We start from the raw sequence: 15,037 nt of genomic DNA, 5'->3' as shown, positions 1-15,037 counted from the left end.
TGCCGCGCTGAAGTGCGCGCCCGCATGCATTCCTTCCGAGTCCTCGTCCTCGCGCTGGCCTGTGGCGCCGCCGCCTGTGCCGGCTCCACGCCGCGTACGGCGCCGGTGGCTCCCGCGCCCGCGGAGCCCGTCCGCATCACCCTGGTGGGCATCAACGACTTCCACGGACAGGTGGAGCCCCACCGCACGCCGTTGAAGGACGGGCAGGTGCTGGAAGAGGGCGGGGCGGCCACGCTCTCGGCCTATGTGGCGCGGCTGCGAGCGGACAACCCGGACGGCGTGTTGCTGCTCGACGCGGGGGACATGTTCCAGGGCACGTTGCCCTCCAACCTCACGGAGGGTGCCGTCGTCATCGACGTGTACAACCACCTGGGCGTGGCCGCCGCGGCCATTGGCAACCACGAGTTCGACTATGGCCCCGAGGGCCCGGGTTCCATGGCGCTCGGCGCCGGGGAGGATCCGCTGGGCGCGCTCAAGGCCCGCGTCCGCCAGGCCCGCTTCCCGATGTTGTCCGCGAACCTCCGCGAGGCCGCCACCGGGAAGGCCCCCGCCTGGATGGGCAACGACGGCACGTTCCTGACGACGGTGAAGGGCGTGAAGGTGGGCGTGCTCGGGCTCACCACGGAGTCCACCCCCAATGTCACCAATCCCGCCAATGTGACGTCGTTGCGCTTCCTGCCCCTGGCGCCCGCCGCGCTGGACGCTTCGCGCTCCCTGCGTGCGCGAGGCGCGGAGGTGGTGGTGGCGGTGGCGCACGCGGGCGGCAAGTGCGCGGACCTGCGCGACCCCCGCGACACGTCGAGCTGTGACCGGGGTGACGCGGAAATCCTGGCGATGCTGGACGCGCTTCCGCCGGGCACGCTGGACGCGGTGGTGGCGGGGCACACGCACCAGACGATGGGGCACTTCTTCGGCGACGTGCCCGTCATCGAGACGTCGGGGCTGGCGCGCTCGCTGGGCGTGGTGGAGCTGTACGTCGACCCGGTGCGCCGCCGGGTCATCCCCGAGCGCACCCGCATCCAGGCCGCCATTCCCCTCTGTGCGAAGGTGGACGCGGCGTCGGGCTCGTGTGATGGGCGTCGCCTGGGGGCGCAGCCCGAGGTGCGCCTGGCGCCCGCGGACTTCCTGGGCACGCAGGTGGTGCCCGACGCCCAGGTGGCGCCGCTGCTGGCGCCGGCGCTCGAGCTCGCGCGGGAGGCGCAGCACCGCCAAGTGGGGCTGGTGGCGCCCACCCCGCTCGTCCGCGGGTACACGGCCGAAGGCGCCCTGGGCAACCTCGTGGCGGACGTGCTGCGCGCGTCGGCTCGCGCGGACGTCGGGGTGATGAACCCGGGCGGCATCCGCGCGGACCTCCCAGCGGGGCCGCTGACGTTCGGTCATGTGTTCGAGGCGCTGCCCTTCGACAACATGGTGGCGGTCATCACCTTGACGGGCGCCGAGCTGACGCGGCTGATGTCGCTGGCCCATGCCGATGAGCGGGGCGCCGTCTTCGCTGTCTCCGGCCTGGAGGTGACGCTGGACCGCTGCCCGGGACCGCGACGGCTCCAGGGGGTGTCGCTCACGGGTGGCAAGCCGCTCCAGCCCGAGCACCTGTATCGCGTGGCCCTGCCGGACTTCCTGGCGCGGGGCGGCGACGGCCTGGGGCCCGTCACGCGCGCCCTGCCACCGGAGCGCGCCGACCTGTCCCCGGTGAGGGGGCTCGACCTGCGCCAGGCGCTCATCGACTACGGGAAAGCCCAGGGGGGCACGCTCGCCGCGCCCGCGCTGGGGCGCGTGCGCTACACCGGTGTCGCAGGCTGCCCCCACCCGCCACGCTGAGAGAGCCCCGGCTGAAAATTCGACCGATGGCTGATCCGCTGGGATTGAACGGAAGGGCTCAACCCGGCGGAAGGACGGCGGAAACGCTCCCGGGGCCGATTTTTCGGCCTGGGATCAGTTTCCAACGGGAAGAGGAGGTCCTACTCTAGTCCCTGCGAGTGTCCGCTCCGAGGTGGCCCAGGGCCTGCGTGTGCGGACTCCCGTGAGCTGGAGGAACCGACATGCTCTACAAAGTGACCCCGATGATGGCGCCGGCTGCGCCGGAGAAGGCGAAGCAGCGTGAACCGGGGCAGGGCCAGCCGCGCAAGCGTCGCAAGTCCGCCGTCTACGACGCGGACGGTCACGAGGTGCTCATCTCGTTGATGTGCATCAAGTGCAAGACGCTGAAGCCGCTGGCGCAGTTCGGGCTGCGGAAGATGGCGGATGGCGCCATCCGCAATCAGCCCTGGTGCCGCACGTGCCGCTCGGGCGCCGGCAGCAAGAAGCCCAAGGCCGCCAAGGAGGCCGCCGCCACGCCCGTGGAGGACACGGCGCCGGTGCTCCAGGTGGTGACGGACGCCGCTGCTGCCCGGCCCGAGCCGGCGGAAGTGCCCGCCGAGCCCGCCGCCGCCGTGCAGGGCTGATCCACCTCGCAACGCTCGCTGCCGAGCGCCGGACCGCTTCGGGGCCGGCCGCGGCGGGAGCTTTTCCCACAAGACATCCCGACGGGACGGCCACTGTCCAGGACGCCCGGGCCCTGCGGACGCCGAGGAGGCGGTGGATGCGCCTCCTCCCCGGCGGGTCCGCGCCACCCGATGAAGCGCGTCAGGACAGGCGCAGGCCCGCGGGCAGCGTGTCGCCAAGCGCGCGCGCCTCGTCGGCCGCTTCCAGGGCCACGACCTCGCGCACCATGCGCACCCACGTCTCGGAGGCCTTCGCCGCCAGCAGGGCCTGGGCCGTGCGCTCGCGCAGCGCCGGGTCCAAGTCCCGTGTGCGGTCCCCCGTGAGCCGCGCGAGCTGGGCCGCCGCGAAGGACGCGCCGTCAATCTTCCGCAGGTCCAGCTCCAGGAGCAGCGTGAGCCACGCCTCGGCCGTCTCCACGTCCACCACCTTGTGGCTGCTGCCATACAGCGGCACGCGCGCGCCCAGCCGGCCCAGGGACCAGGCCCAGGGGCCGCCGGACTTCGCCTCGGCCTTCAGGCGCGCGGCAATCCACCGGCCCAGCTCCGCCTTGTCGCCGGGCTGCAGGTGCTCCAGCGAGGCCGCGGTGCGGACCATCTCCTCCAGGCCCTCCGGCTGGATGCCCTTGAGCTTCCCGGGCGGCGGCGCGTCCGGCGGCACCTTCCGGGCGAGGTGGGGCTGGAGGTACGCGTACAGCTTCTGCTGCCGCGCCTCGTCGAGCCCGCCGGCGATGCGGCGCCACATCACCCAGAACTCCGTCCACACCGCCTTGTCGGTGTGGTGCTGCACCAGGGCGTCGAAGAGGCCGAAGGTCTGCTCCGCGCGCCAGCCGTCCAGCGGGTAGCCGAAGCCCGGCCGCAGGCTGAAGCCGGTGAGGCTGTAGAAGACGCGCTCGTGGTCCTCGGTGCGGCGGCGCTTGCTGGCGCCCGCGAACAGCGTGCTCCACATCTCCCGCAGCACCGGCACGCGCCACGTCTCGCGCGGGCCCAGGGCCTTCTCCAGCGTGCGGCTGAGCTGCTTCACGTCCTTGGGGCCAATGGGCAGCGGCTTGCTGCCGTAGACGCGCTCGATGTTGTCCTTCGCCTCGACGAAGCGCGCGGGCATGGACTCGGTGACGGTCAGCTCGTGGGAGCCGCCCGTGCCGCGCAGCTCGAACTCCAGGCGCCACCGCTCGTCCGCCGCGTTGGAGACGCAGTACAGCTCCAGCGTGCCAATCTCCGTCAGCGCCGCCTGCAGGTGCACCGGCACCTCGGCCACCTTGCCCGAGGCCCCCTTGAGCAGCGTGTGGATGGGGGGCAGGGGCTTGAGGTCCTCGGCCAGGGGCACCAGGTCACCCGGCTTGTCGATGCGGTCGCTGGTGGTGGAGTAGAGCTGGAACTGCACCGGGCGCCCCAGGGTGAGCGAGAAGGGGCGCTCGCCCAGGTCCACCTTCTGGCCCTCCTCGAAGCCGCGGGGGATGAGGCACAGCGCGGGCTGCTCGGCGCTGTCCGCCGCGCGCTGGAGCCCCACGTAGTACGCGCGCGCCGCGCCGCCGCCAATGCGCAGGCCATGGCCGCGTCGCACCAGCCCGTAGTACGCGGCGCCCCGGGCCACCGCGAGCTCGAGCGACTCGTGCCGCAGCAAGGCGATGCGCGGCGCGTCCGGCCACCACGCGGAGAGGGCGTCCACCAGTCGCTCGGAAATCTGGGGCGAGTTGAACACGCCGCCGTTGAGCAGGATGGCATCCGGGCGGGGCAGGGCGCCCTCCGCCGGTGACGTCTCGCCGAGCGCCGCGAAGCCCGCCGCCGCGTGCTGCGCGAGGAAGGCCGCCAGGTGTCGCGTCACCGCCGCGTCCTGCACGTAGGGCAGGCCCAGCTCCTGGAGCGCCATGCGCGCGGCGCGGCGGGGCCGGTCCGCGGGCGCGGTGCGGGGGAAGAAGCCGTCCAGCACCAGCGCCTGGGCCTCGTCGCGCGTCAGTTCCGTGGACAGCGTGCCGCCCAGCAGCTTGCTGCCGCCTCCCACCAGCGAGACGCCGTGCTTCTCCGGCGGCGCGTGGCCCAGCAGCGCCTCCTTCGCGGTGCGCGCGGCCTGGATGGCCTGCGTCCACTGGGTGGCGGACAGGCGGCGGCCGTCCGAAAAGAGCTTCTCCTCCACCCGGCGGGCCAGCGCGGCGTCCATGTTGTCGCCGCCCAGCATCAGGTGGTCGCCCACGGCCAGGCGCCGCAGCATGGGCCCCTCGGGGGACACGCCCGCGTGCACCAGCGTGAAGTCCGTGGTGCCGCCGCCCACGTCCACCACCAGCACCAGCCGGACGTGGGAGAGCGTCTTGTCCAGGTCCGCCCGGTGGCGCGCGGTGTAGTCGTAGAAGGCCGCCTGCGGCTCCTCCAGCAGGGTGAACTTCTCCAGCCCGGCCTTGCGCGCCGCGCTCACCGTGAGGGCGCGCGCCGCCTCGTCGAAGGAGGCCGGGACGGTAATCACCACCTCCTGCTTCGACAGGGGCGCGTCCGGGTGCGCGTAATCCCACGCGCGGGCCATGTGCGTCAGCAGCAGGGCGCTGGCGTCCACCGGGGACAGCTTCTGGACGTCCGCGGGCGCGCCCCAGGGGAGGATGGGCGCGGAGCGGTCCACGCCCGGGTGGCACAGCCAGCTCTTGGCGCTGGCCACCAGCCGCCCCGGCACGCGCGCGCCCTGCCAGCGCGCCAGCTCGCCCACCACATAGGGCCCGCCGTCATCCCCCCAGGGCAGCGTCAGGGAGTCCGCGGCCAGCTCGTGGCCGGCGGGCACGTACACGGTGGAGGGCAGCAGGGCCCGGGGCGCCACCTCGCCTTGCCGGACGAGCTGGGGAAGGGGGAAGTCCTCGACGGGGGCACCCGCGCCCCGCGAGGGGTCCACGGATGCCACGGCGCAATGGGTGGTGCCCAGGTCGATGCCAACGATTCGCATACGCCTCCGATTGACGGATGGCTTTCTACTCCTTCATGCGGACGTTGAGCTCCAGCTTCCAGCGCCCGGGGCCATCCTTCTCCAGGCACCGGAGCTCCAGCGTGCCCACCTCCGTGACGGCCGCCTGGAGGTTGACGGGCGTCAAGTCACTGAAGGCCGAGGGCTGTCCCGGCATGGTCGTTTCAATGGGGGCCAGCTCCTCCAGCCCGCCGCTGGCCAGCTCGGTGTCCACGTCCTCCAGCATGACGCCCACCTTGTCGTCGCGCCGCAGGGACGAGGAGAAGAAGCGGAAGCTGGTGGGCTCCCCGGTGACGAGCCCGAACTCCTGGGGCGGGACGTCCGCCTGCGTGCCTTCCTCCATGCCGAAGGGGGCCACGCAGAGCGCCTTCACGGGGGGCTCCATGCCGGGCACCGCGGGCATCGCCGTCTCCACGCCCACGTAGTAGGCGCGGGCCGTGCCGCCGCGGATGCGCAGGCCGTGGCCCTGGCGCACCCAGCCGTAGTAGGCGGCGCCGCGCGCCACCGCGAGGTCCAGGTCCGCGCCCTCCAGCTCCTTGGCCGGCGCGCCGCCGTCCGCCGTGAGCCAGCCGTTGAGCACCTCCATGACGCGCGCCTTCAGCGGGCCGGCCTTGAAGACGCCGCCGTTGAAGAGCACCGCCGTGGGGTGGAGGAAGGCCTTGCCGCTCACGTCCACCGGCGCGTCCGGGCTGGCGGCGAGCGCCTGCGCCTGCCGCGTGAGGAAGGCGGCCAGGTGCCGGGACACGCCGGCGTCCTGGGCGTAGGGCAGGGCCATCTGTGCCAGGCCCGTGCGGCGCGCGGTGCGCGGCAGCTCGGTGACGGGCGTCACCGGGAAGAAGCCGTCGGTGAGGACGCGGTCCAGCTCCTCGCGCGTCAGCTCCGTGCGCAGCGTGCCGCCGATGAGCGACGAGCCCCGGCCCGGCACGGAGATGGGCGCGCGCTCCAGGGACGGGTCGGCGTAGAGCGCCTCCTTCGCGTGGCGGCAGCCGTAGGTGAGGGCGTTGAACTGCCAGGCATCCAGCTTCTTGCCCTCGGCGGCCAGCCGCTGGTTCAGCGTGTGCGCCAGCGCCAGGTCCATGTTGTCGCCGCCCAGCAGGATGTGGTCGCCCACGGCCACGCGCAGCAGCTCCAAATCCCCCTCGTTGTCGCGCACGGTGATGACGGAGAAGTCGGAGGTGCCGCCGCCCACATCCACCACGAGGATGACCTCGCCGGGCTTCACCTGCTTGCGGAAGTTCTCCCCCATGGCCTCCAGCCACGCGTAGAGCGCGGCCTGGGGCTCCTCGAGCAGCGTGAGGTTGGGGATGCCCGCCGCCTTGGCGGCCTCCAGCGTCAAGTCGCGCGCCGCCGCGTCGAAGGAGGCGGGGACGGTGATGATGACGTCCTGCTCGGCCAGGACGTTGCCGGACTCGTCGCGCTCGCGGGCGAAGGTGTGGTCCCACGCGTCCTTCAGGTGCCGCAGGTAGCGCGCGGAGGCGTCGAGAGGGGAGATGCGCTGCACCTCCTCGGGCGCCTGCCATGGCAGCAGCGCCGCGCGCCGGTCCACGCCCGGGTGGGACAGCCAGCTCTTGGCGGAGGACACCAGCCGGGTGGGCACCTTGGCGCCATGCGTGCGGGCGAACTCACCGATGAGGGTGCTGGCCTCCGGCTTCCACGGCAGCGCGAGGCTGCCCGCGGGGAACTCCTGCGTGGAGGGCAGATAGAGGAAGGAGGGCAGCAGCGGACGGGCCTCGACGGTGCCGGGCGCCGTCAGCTGGGGGACGGGCAGCATGGACTGCGCGCCGCCTCGCGGCTTGCCCTCCTCCAGGTTGAAGTACGACACCGCGGAGTGCGTGGTACCCAGGTCGATGCCAATGGAATAGCGGGCCATATCGGACGAGAACTCCTGGAAGGCGCCTGTTTGTTCGCGCTGTGGGGCCGCGGCGGCCGGCTCAGGAAAGCTCGACCTCCGCGGGAGCAAGCACGCGCGGGTCGATGGCGGGGCTCACCGTGGGTAGCTTCACCGCCGTCGTCATCCAGCCGTGGTGGCGCAGCACTCCGTTGTAGGGCGGCTGGCCGGCCACGCTGCCGGTGAGGCGGATGCGCTGGGCGTCGAACCCGACGGGCACGGCCACCGCGTCGCCTTCCGACTGGGGCAGCACCGGCTCCAGCGTCAGGTACGTCTGCGCCACCTTGCGGCAGCCTTCATGGACGATGCGCGCCGCGGCGCCGACCTCCGCGTCCGAGAAGGCGGAGACGTTCTCCTGGAGGAAGTCCACGAAGCGGCCCTCTCGCTGGAGCATGCCCAGCAGGGAGAGGGCACTGGCGTGCTCGCGCTCGGGCGGCAGGGCAGGGGGCGGCTCGGGCGCCCGGGGGGCGGGCCGCGCTTCTTCCTGCTTGCGGAGCGGCGTGGGGGCGGGGCCACCCGAGGGAAGCTGGGCGAGCTGGCCTGCGTCGTACGCCTTGCTCGCGGGCAGCACGGCCTGGGCGAACTCGCGGGACACGAGGCAGCGCCAGAAGCACAGCCAGGCGAGCCAGAAGCGGGCGAAGAACGACAAAGAGGCGGGCTGGTCGGTCATCGGCACCGGATAACAAAGCCCGGATGCTTTGCAATTCGGCAGTTCGTCGGGGAGCCCGCAAATGCAAAGGGCCTCACGGTTTCCCGTGAGGCCCTTCGTTTGTTGCATGGTGGAGGTGGACGGGATCGAACCGACGACCTTCGCATTGCGAACGCGACGCTCTCCCAACTGAGCTACACCCCCACAACGGTCCTGCCTTCTGCGCCTCGGCGGTTTGGGGCCGCCGAAGTGGGATGGGCTAGTACCGGAGGCCCTTCGCGGTGTCAAGCGCAAGCTTCGAACATGGATTCCGGCGATTGACGTGCTGCGTACCGGGTGCCATAAAAACCGCTCTTGTCAGGCGTATCCTTCCCGCCCGTTTTGCTGCCCCCCGTTAATGTCTATCTCCCCTTCGAAGACGTTGAGCCCGGCCGAGCTCGCGAAGCTTGAACATGCGTTTGCCTCCGACCCTTCGTCGGCGGCCTACAAGCCCCTCGCCGAAGCGTACCTGAGCATGGGCCGCTTCATGGAGGCGATGGTCGTCTGCAAGAAGGGGGTGAAGGCGCACCCGAACGCGGCAGACCCCCGCCTCCTGCTCGCCCGCGTCTATGCGGAGCAGGGCAAGGACAAGAAGGCGCTGGAGGAGGCGCTCGGGGCCCTTCAGGTCCAGCCCGACGACAAGGCGGCGCTGCGCATGGCCGGCGCCCTCCAGCTGAAGACGGGCGAGGTTGAGCCCGGCAAGGCGAACCTCCTCAAGGCCTATACGGCGGATCCGGGTGACCCGGAGACCGTCACGCTGCTCCAGCAGCACAAGATCGAGCTGCCGCGCCCCGCGGCGGCCGCCCCCGCGGCTCCGCCCGCGCCCACGGCGGCGCCGGCTCCGTCCGCCACCCAGCAGTCCGCCTCCGCGCTCTCCAATGTCGCGGCGACCGGGGCGGCGGATGCGCCGGCGGCCAAGCCCGCTGCGGCCTCGCCCGCGCCGGCCCCGGCGGCCACCGCGCGCGCCGAGGCGCCGCGTCCCGCCCCCCAGCCCCGCCGCCCCCAGGTGGTCGTGGAGGAGGTGGACGAGGACGAGGACGACGAGCCGGTGTCGCGCCGCCGCGCCTCGTCGGGCGGCCGTGGCAACAAGATGGTGACGCTGGCCCTGCTGGTGGCCATCCCGGTGTTCGCCATCGGGTATGGCTGGTACTCGGCCAACGCCCGGCAGAAGTCGCGCGAGCTGAAGAAGAGCCTGGATGCGGCCAGCGAGCTGCTCAAGCACGACTCCTTCGACAGCTACAAGAAGGCCGTCGAGGCCGCGGACCAGGCGCTGGAGGTGGACGCCGACTCCTCCGTGGCGCACGGCTATCTCGCCTACGCCTGGGCCATCCGCTGGGGTGAGCACGGTGGGGGTGACGACGCGCGCCGGCAGGCCGAGGAGCACCTGGCCGCTGGAAAGAAGGGCGGCGACCTCAGCTCGCACCTCATCGCGGCCGAGGCGCTCATCCAGACCTACAGCGGCAAGGGCAAGGACGCCCTGGGGCAGCTCGAGGAGAAGGTGAAGGGCCTGGACGCGGAGGGCCGCTCCAGCTCGCTGCTGTACCTCACGCTGGGCCTCATCCAGATGAACGCGGGCGACCTGGAGCGTGGCCGCGACAGCCTGGACCGCGCGCAGGTGCTGTCGCCGGATGACCCGCGCACCTACGCGGGCCTGGGCACGGTGTACCGGCGGCTGGGGCAGGACGCCGCCGCCTGGCGGAACTACGACTTCGCCCTCCGGTACGAGAAGGACCACCCGGAGTCGCTGCTGGGGCGCTCGCTGCTGATGCTGGAGCAGGACTCGCCCAACTTCGGGCTGGCCCACACCATGCTGAAGAAGCTCCTGGAGGCGGACCCACCGCCGTCGCCACGGCAGCTCGCCGCCGCGCACCTGGCCCGTTCGCTGCTGATCAGCCGCGTGTCGACGGCCATGGCGGACATGAAGCCGGACATGCAGCAGAAGCTCGCCGAGGCCACCGCGGTGCCAGTCGAGAAGGAAAAGGCCCGCGCGGAGATGCTCAAGAGCGAGGACACCGGCTTCTCGCTCGACAAGCAGAACCCGGAGCTGCACCTCATCAAGGGCCGCCGGCTGCTGGCGGAGGGCAACTTCGACGCGGCCGCCGATGAGATTCGCAAGGCCATCCGCATGGACAGCTCGCGCGCCCAGTTCTACGTCGAGCTGGCGAAGTCGCTGATGGGCAAGCAGGGCGGCGAGAAGGAAGCCGCGGATGCGCTCCAGACGGCCCTGAAGACGATGGGCGACAGCCCCAAGCTGGTGGTGATGCTGGGCAACGCGTACCGCCGCCAGGGCAAGCTGGATGAGGCCCTGGCCCAGTACCAGCGTGCGGTGAAGGACCCGAAGGCGAAGAACCCGGAGGCCCGGCTGGCCATGGGCGCCATCTACCGCGAGCGCTCCGAGTGGGCGAAGGCCCAGGAGCAGTTGGAGAAGGCGAGCCAGGAGTTCATCGGTCAGGCGGACCGCGCGGCCATGGCGCTCACCGAGCTGGGGCGGGTGTTCCAGGGCAAGGGCGACGCGGCGAAGGCGGACGAGACGTACCAGCGCGCCCTCAACGCGGACGAGGCGTACACGCCCGCCTACTACTTCTACGCCACGCTGCTGGCGAAGGACGCGAAGCAGGGCGCCAAGGCGAGGATGCTGGCCCAGGAGTACCTGAAGCGCGACCCGAGCGGCGAGCACGCCTCGGCCGCCCGGTCCCTGTCGGGCGGCTGAGCAGGCCCGGCGCCACCGGGGCGCGGGACAAGCGGGGCTGATGCGCGCGGGCAGTAGAACGCGCGGTCAGCCCCGTTGTCGTGGTTGATGCCACCGGCGCCCTGACGTTATGCCCCGAGGCGTTTGTCGTCCCGAGCGCACCGGGGTGGGTGGCGGGAATCCGGTGTCGCCGTGACGTGTCACGGGGGCCAGCCGGGCGTCCGTCCCCCGCGGTCTCCCTGGGGTGCCGTGTCCTTGCCCACCCCCGGGTGGTGCCTGTATGGGAAGTCCGTTACCGCGCCGGCAGCCTGACTGTCGTGCCCACCCCCTGGAGTCTGTGTGAACGCGCGTGCCGAGTCCCTGCCGACAGTCGCGTCCGACCTGATCTCCCTCACCAAGCCGCGCCTCTCCACCCTGGTGCTCGTCACCGCGGCGGGCGGCATGTGGCTGGCGCCCGGCAGCCTGGGCGCCGTCAACGCGCTGGTGACGCTGCTGGCCACGGCGGGCACCGTGGGCGCGGCCAATGCCCTCAACTGCTACTGGGAGCGGCACAGCGACCAGTTCATGGCGCGCACCCGCAACCGGCCGCTGCCCTCCGGTCGCATGGAGCCGGCGGTGGCGCTGTGGTTCGGCATCTCCCTGGCGGCCGTGTCGCTGCCGGCGCTGGCGCTGGGCGCCAATGTGCTGACCGCCGCGCTGGGCCTGCTGGCGCTCTTGAGCTACGTGCTGGCGTACACGCCGCTGAAGGCGCGCACGTCCGCCGCCATGCTGGTGGGCGCGGTGCCCGGCGCGCTGCCCCCGCTCATGGGCTGGACGGCGGTGACGAACCAGGTGGACGCGGGGGGCTTCGCGCTCTTCGCCATCATGTTCCTCTGGCAGATGCCGCACTTCATCGCCATCGCCCTGTTCCGCAAGGAGGAGTACCGGGCGGCGGGCCTCAAGTCGGTTCCCCTGGAGCGCGGTGACGAGTCCAGCCGCGCGCAGGTGGTGCTCTACCTGGTGGCGCTGATTCCGATGACGCTCCTGCCCTTCCAGCTCCATATCGCGGGGACGTGGTACCTGGCCTCGGCGGTGGTGCTGGGGCTGAGCTTCCTCGGGCTGGGGGCGTGGGGCTTCTTCCGGCGGCTGGGAAACACCTGGGCTCGCCAGACGTTCTTCTTCTCACTCATCTACCTCACCGTCCTGTTCGCCGCGCTGGCGCTGGACCGCGTTCCTCGCGGATAGCGTCCGGGGCGCACGGGGGACGCCCATTCATGCCCCAGATTCAGGTCTCCACCGCCACCTCCCTTCCGCTGCTCCAGCTGGAGGGGCTCACGCGCCGCTTCAAGGGGCGCACGGCCGTGGATGGCCTGTCCCTGTCGGTGCGGCCGGGGGAGATCCTGGGCCTCCTGGGGCCCAACGGCGCGGGCAAGTCCACCACGTTCCAGGTCCTCGCGGGCCTGCTGGCCCCCCATGCGGGACAGGTGCGCTTCGAGGGCCGCGAGCTGGCGCTGAGCGACCCATCGCTGCGCCGGCAGATGGGCATCATCTTCCAGCGCAGCAGCCTGGATGACCTGCTCACCGCGCGGGAGAACCTGATGCTCGGCGCCCGGCTGTATGGCCTGGGTGGTCCACGGGCGCGCGAGCGGGTGGAAGCGATGCTGTCGCTCATCGGCCTGGCCGACCGTGGCGACGAGCGCGTGTCCACGTGGTCCGGGGGCATGCGCCGCCGACTGGAGCTGGCGCGGGCGCTGGTGCACCAGCCGCGCGTGCTGCTCATGGACGAGCCCACGCAGGGCCTGGACGAGGCGGCCTTCCGCACCTTCTGGGCGCACCTGAAGCGGCTGCGCGACAGCGAGGGCCTCACGGTGCTGCTCACCACGCACCGCGCGGACGAGGCCGAGGTCTGCGACCGGCTGGCGGTGCTGGATGCGGGCCGGCTGGTGGCGTGCGACACGCCGCAGGCGCTGGCCTCCCGCATGGGCGGGGACATCCTCTCCGTGGAAGCGTCCAATCCCGAGTCCCTGGCGGCCGAGCTCCGCGAGCGGCTGGGCCTGGACGCGAAGGTGGTGGAGGGCCGGGTGCAGGTGGAGGCCTCGCAGGGCCACGCGCTGGTGCCCCGGTTGGTGGAGGCCTTCCCGGCCGGGAGGCTGACCTCCGTGTCGCTGCGCCGGCCCACGCTGGCGGACGTGTTCCTCCAGCTGACGGGGCGCGCGCTGGGCGCGGACGTGCCCACCGCTGAACCCGCGCCGAGGAGACGTCGATGAGCGCCGAGCTGTCCGCCGCCCCCGAACCGATGAACGCCGGGGCCCCGGCCGTGTCGACTCCGCCCGGGACGCTCGCGCTCCAGTGGGCGACGGTGCGGGTCCTGATGATGCGCGACATCGTGCGCTTCTTCCGCCAGCCGTCCCGGGTGGTGGGCGCGCTCGCGCAGCCCATCCTCTTCTGGTTCGTCATCGGCTCTGGCTTCGCGGGCTCGTTCCGCGTGGAGGGCGCGCAGGGGCTGGGCTACCAGCAGTTCTTCTTCCCCGGCGTCGTCACCATGGTGCTGCTGTTCAGCGCCATCTTCGCGACGATTACCGTCATCGAGGACCGGAAGGAGGGCTTCCTCCAGGCGGTGCTCGCCGGGCCCGGCTCCCGGCTGGCGGTGGTGCTGGGCAAGGCGCTGGGCTCGTCGGCCATCGCGCTGCTCCAGGCGTCGCTGTTCCTGCTGCTGGCGCCGCTGGCGGGCGTGAGCGCGGCCACGCTGAACGTGCCGTTGCTGCTGGCCGTCATGGTGCTGTCGGCGCTGGCGCTGACGGGCATGGGCATGTCGCTGGCGTGGTGGGTGCGCTCCAGTGCGGGCTACCACGCGGTGATGAGCATCGTGCTGCTGCCCATGTGGGTGCTGTCCGGCGCCATGTTCCCGCTCAAGGGCGCGGATACCTGGCTGGCCTGGGTGATGCGGCTCAACCCGATGCGCTACTCCGTGGAAGGCGTGCGTCGGGCGCTGTACGGCGCGGACGCGTCGGTGGCGCTGGGCGCTTCCGCGTCCTCGGCGGGGCTGGAGGTGCCGGTGCTGGTGGCCTTCGCCGCGGTGTTCGTGGGCCTGGCCGCCTTCAGCGTCAGCCGCCGCGAGTAGACAGCCCGCCTTCGCGGCGTCTCGGTGGGTTGGACATGCGCTGCCCCTTTCGCTACGAGGTGGGCAGACGCATCACCTGACTTTCCGAGGAGATTGCACGATGACGCTGCGCACGCTCGGCCTGACGCTGCTGGGGACCGCGGGGCTGCTGACCCTCTCTGCCTGCAAGAAGGAGGAGGCCGCTCCAGCCGCGGCGGCACCTGCCGCGGCGCCCGCCGCGAAGAAGGAGCACGCCGCCTCGCCCATCCAGGCGCCCGAAGGCGCTGCCGCCGCGCCCGTGGCTCCGGCGGGCAAGGGCGTGGTGAAGGGCACGGTGAAGTTCACCGGCACGCCGCCCGAGGCCGCCGACATCCCCGCCAGCAATGACCCGGCGTGCGAGGGCATGGCGACGAAGGATGCGTCGGTGCTGGTGAAGGACGGGAACCTGCAGAACGTGCTGGTGCGCGTGAAAGGCCAGGTCGCCGGTGCGCCCCCGGCGCCGCGCACCCCGGTGGTGGTGGACCAGTCGAAGTGCACCTATGTGCCGCGCGTCCAGGGGGCGATGGTGGGCCAGCAGGTGGCGTTCAAGAACAGCGACGGCACGCTGCACAACGTGCGCGGCATCGTGGGCACCAAGCCGGCGTTCAACGTCGCGCAGCCGCCGTCGGGCGCGCCCGTGGAGCGGCCGATGCCCGCGGATGCCGACGTGCTGAAGCTCAAGTGCGACGTGCACCCGTGGATGTCGGCGTTCGTCGTCCGCAACGAGAATCCGTACTTCGCGACGACGGGCGAGGACGGCGCGTTCTCGCTCGAGGGCCTGCCCGCGGGGACGTACACGGTGGAGGCCTGGCACGAGACGCTCGGCACGAAGACGGCCGAGGTCACCGTGAAGGACGATGCGCCGGCGGAGGCGTCGTTCACCTTCACCGCAGAGGACGCGTCCGCACAGAAGTGACAGCGGCGTGAGCCGGAGCGCTCCTCGCGGGAGCGCCCGGCGCGTCGATGCCGACGCCCGCTGCGCTCGTCTAGCGGCGCGCGCAAGGTGGGACAGGGGGCCAACCCCTCGGCTTTCGCCTCACGTTGGGAGTGTCCGGCTCGCCGGAGCGACGAGCCGTCGCGCTCGGTCCTCCGTCGCATGCGTGAGGTAGGGGCGCGGGGAGCTGCCTCTTTCGTCGACTCGCACCCCATGCCGAGAGTCCCCGGCTCGTCGGAGCGACGTATCGCCGGGCCCCTCTCCTCGGCGCGCACGCGAAGTGGGGCGAGGAGAGGGGCGCC

The 15,037-nt window shown here is 72.2% G+C and carries 10 protein-coding genes and 1 tRNA gene; 7 read left to right on the top strand and 4 right to left on the bottom strand.

All coding sequences use genetic code 11. The features are described 5' to 3' along the window. Positions 1 to 24 precede the first annotated feature (24 nt). On the top strand, positions 25 to 1,818 hold the full coding sequence (locus VZL07_RS03200; protein ID WP_426753848.1) for a bifunctional metallophosphatase/5'-nucleotidase: 1,794 nt from the start codon (positions 25 to 27) through the stop codon (positions 1,816 to 1,818). 221 nt (positions 1,819 to 2,039) lie between these two features. Beyond that, positions 2,040 to 2,441, top strand: coding sequence for a hypothetical protein (locus tag VZL07_RS03195; protein WP_426753847.1), 402 nt, complete (start codon positions 2,040 to 2,042; stop codon positions 2,439 to 2,441). Between the two features lie 181 nt (positions 2,442 to 2,622). On the opposite strand, the gene VZL07_RS03190 is transcribed toward VZL07_RS03195, so the two are convergent. The 4 genes from VZL07_RS03190 to VZL07_RS03175 form a co-directional block, all read right to left on the bottom strand. After that, positions 2,623 to 5,400 carry an Hsp70 family protein gene (locus VZL07_RS03190; RefSeq protein ID WP_426753846.1) on the bottom strand — a complete coding sequence of 926 codons (2,778 nt, stop codon included), beginning with the start codon at positions 5,398 to 5,400 and terminating at the stop codon, positions 2,623 to 2,625. Positions 5,401 to 5,425: 25 nt separating this feature from the next. Next, the gene (locus VZL07_RS03185; protein ID WP_426753845.1) at positions 5,426 to 7,288 is read right to left on the bottom strand and encodes an Hsp70 family protein; all 1,863 of its coding nucleotides are present in this window, start codon (positions 7,286 to 7,288) and stop codon (positions 5,426 to 5,428) included. A 61-nt stretch (positions 7,289 to 7,349) separates the two neighbouring features. Then, positions 7,350 to 7,976, bottom strand: a complete 627-nt coding sequence (locus VZL07_RS03180) for a DUF2760 domain-containing protein (protein WP_426753844.1) — start codon at positions 7,974 to 7,976, stop codon at positions 7,350 to 7,352. A 107-nt stretch (positions 7,977 to 8,083) separates the two neighbouring features. Continuing rightward, a tRNA-Ala gene (locus VZL07_RS03175) sits at positions 8,084 to 8,159 on the bottom strand. Positions 8,160 to 8,352: 193 nt separating this feature from the next. On the opposite strand from VZL07_RS03175, the gene VZL07_RS03170 reads away from it, so the two are divergent. From VZL07_RS03170 to VZL07_RS03150, 5 genes are all read left to right on the top strand, one after another. Next, complete coding sequence (locus tag VZL07_RS03170; RefSeq protein ID WP_426753843.1) at positions 8,353 to 10,704, top strand: tetratricopeptide repeat protein; 2,352 nt, start codon at positions 8,353 to 8,355, stop codon at positions 10,702 to 10,704. A 318-nt stretch (positions 10,705 to 11,022) separates the two neighbouring features. Then, a complete protein-coding gene (gene cyoE / locus VZL07_RS03165; RefSeq protein WP_426753842.1) occupies positions 11,023 to 11,907 on the top strand; it encodes a heme o synthase in 885 nt (294 codons plus the stop codon). A 29-nt stretch (positions 11,908 to 11,936) separates the two neighbouring features. Then, complete coding sequence (locus VZL07_RS03160) at positions 11,937 to 12,929, top strand: ATP-binding cassette domain-containing protein (RefSeq protein ID WP_426753841.1); 993 nt, start codon at positions 11,937 to 11,939, stop codon at positions 12,927 to 12,929. Next, the gene (locus VZL07_RS03155) at positions 12,926 to 13,783 is read left to right on the top strand and encodes an ABC transporter permease (protein ID WP_426753840.1); all 858 of its coding nucleotides are present in this window, start codon (positions 12,926 to 12,928) and stop codon (positions 13,781 to 13,783) included. The genes VZL07_RS03160 and VZL07_RS03155 overlap by 4 nt, the downstream gene beginning before the upstream one ends. A 100-nt stretch (positions 13,784 to 13,883) precedes the next feature. Further along, the gene (locus tag VZL07_RS03150) at positions 13,884 to 14,717 is read left to right on the top strand and encodes a carboxypeptidase regulatory-like domain-containing protein (RefSeq protein ID WP_426753839.1); all 834 of its coding nucleotides are present in this window, start codon (positions 13,884 to 13,886) and stop codon (positions 14,715 to 14,717) included. Positions 14,718 to 15,037: the final 320 nt, after the last annotated feature.

The organism is Pseudomyxococcus flavus (assembly GCF_050038885.1).
In the GTDB taxonomy this organism is placed as follows: Bacteria; Myxococcota; Myxococcia; order Myxococcales; family Myxococcaceae; genus Myxococcus; species Myxococcus flavus.
This window is presented reverse-complemented; position numbering and strand designations above follow the sequence as displayed.

Bases quoted from the DNA above. Each gene is read 5' to 3' on its own strand.
- VZL07_RS03180 (WP_426753844.1), bottom strand. From the start codon at position 7,976: ATGACCGACCAGCCCGCCTCTTTGTCGTTCTTCGCCCGCTTCTGGCTC.
- VZL07_RS03200 (WP_426753848.1), top strand. From the start codon at position 25: ATGCATTCCTTCCGAGTCCTCGTCCTCGCGCTGGCCTGTGGCGCCGCC.
- VZL07_RS03190 (WP_426753846.1), bottom strand. From the start codon at position 5,400: ATGCGAATCGTTGGCATCGACCTGGGCACCACCCATTGCGCCGTGGCA.
- VZL07_RS03150 (WP_426753839.1), top strand. From the start codon at position 13,884: ATGACGCTGCGCACGCTCGGCCTGACGCTGCTGGGGACCGCGGGGCTG.
- VZL07_RS03160 (WP_426753841.1), top strand. From the start codon at position 11,937: ATGCCCCAGATTCAGGTCTCCACCGCCACCTCCCTTCCGCTGCTCCAG.
- VZL07_RS03155 (WP_426753840.1), top strand. From the start codon at position 12,926: ATGAGCGCCGAGCTGTCCGCCGCCCCCGAACCGATGAACGCCGGGGCC.
- VZL07_RS03195 (WP_426753847.1), top strand. From the start codon at position 2,040: ATGCTCTACAAAGTGACCCCGATGATGGCGCCGGCTGCGCCGGAGAAG.
- VZL07_RS03185 (WP_426753845.1), bottom strand. From the start codon at position 7,288: ATGGCCCGCTATTCCATTGGCATCGACCTGGGTACCACGCACTCCGCG.
- VZL07_RS03170 (WP_426753843.1), top strand. From the start codon at position 8,353: ATGTCTATCTCCCCTTCGAAGACGTTGAGCCCGGCCGAGCTCGCGAAG.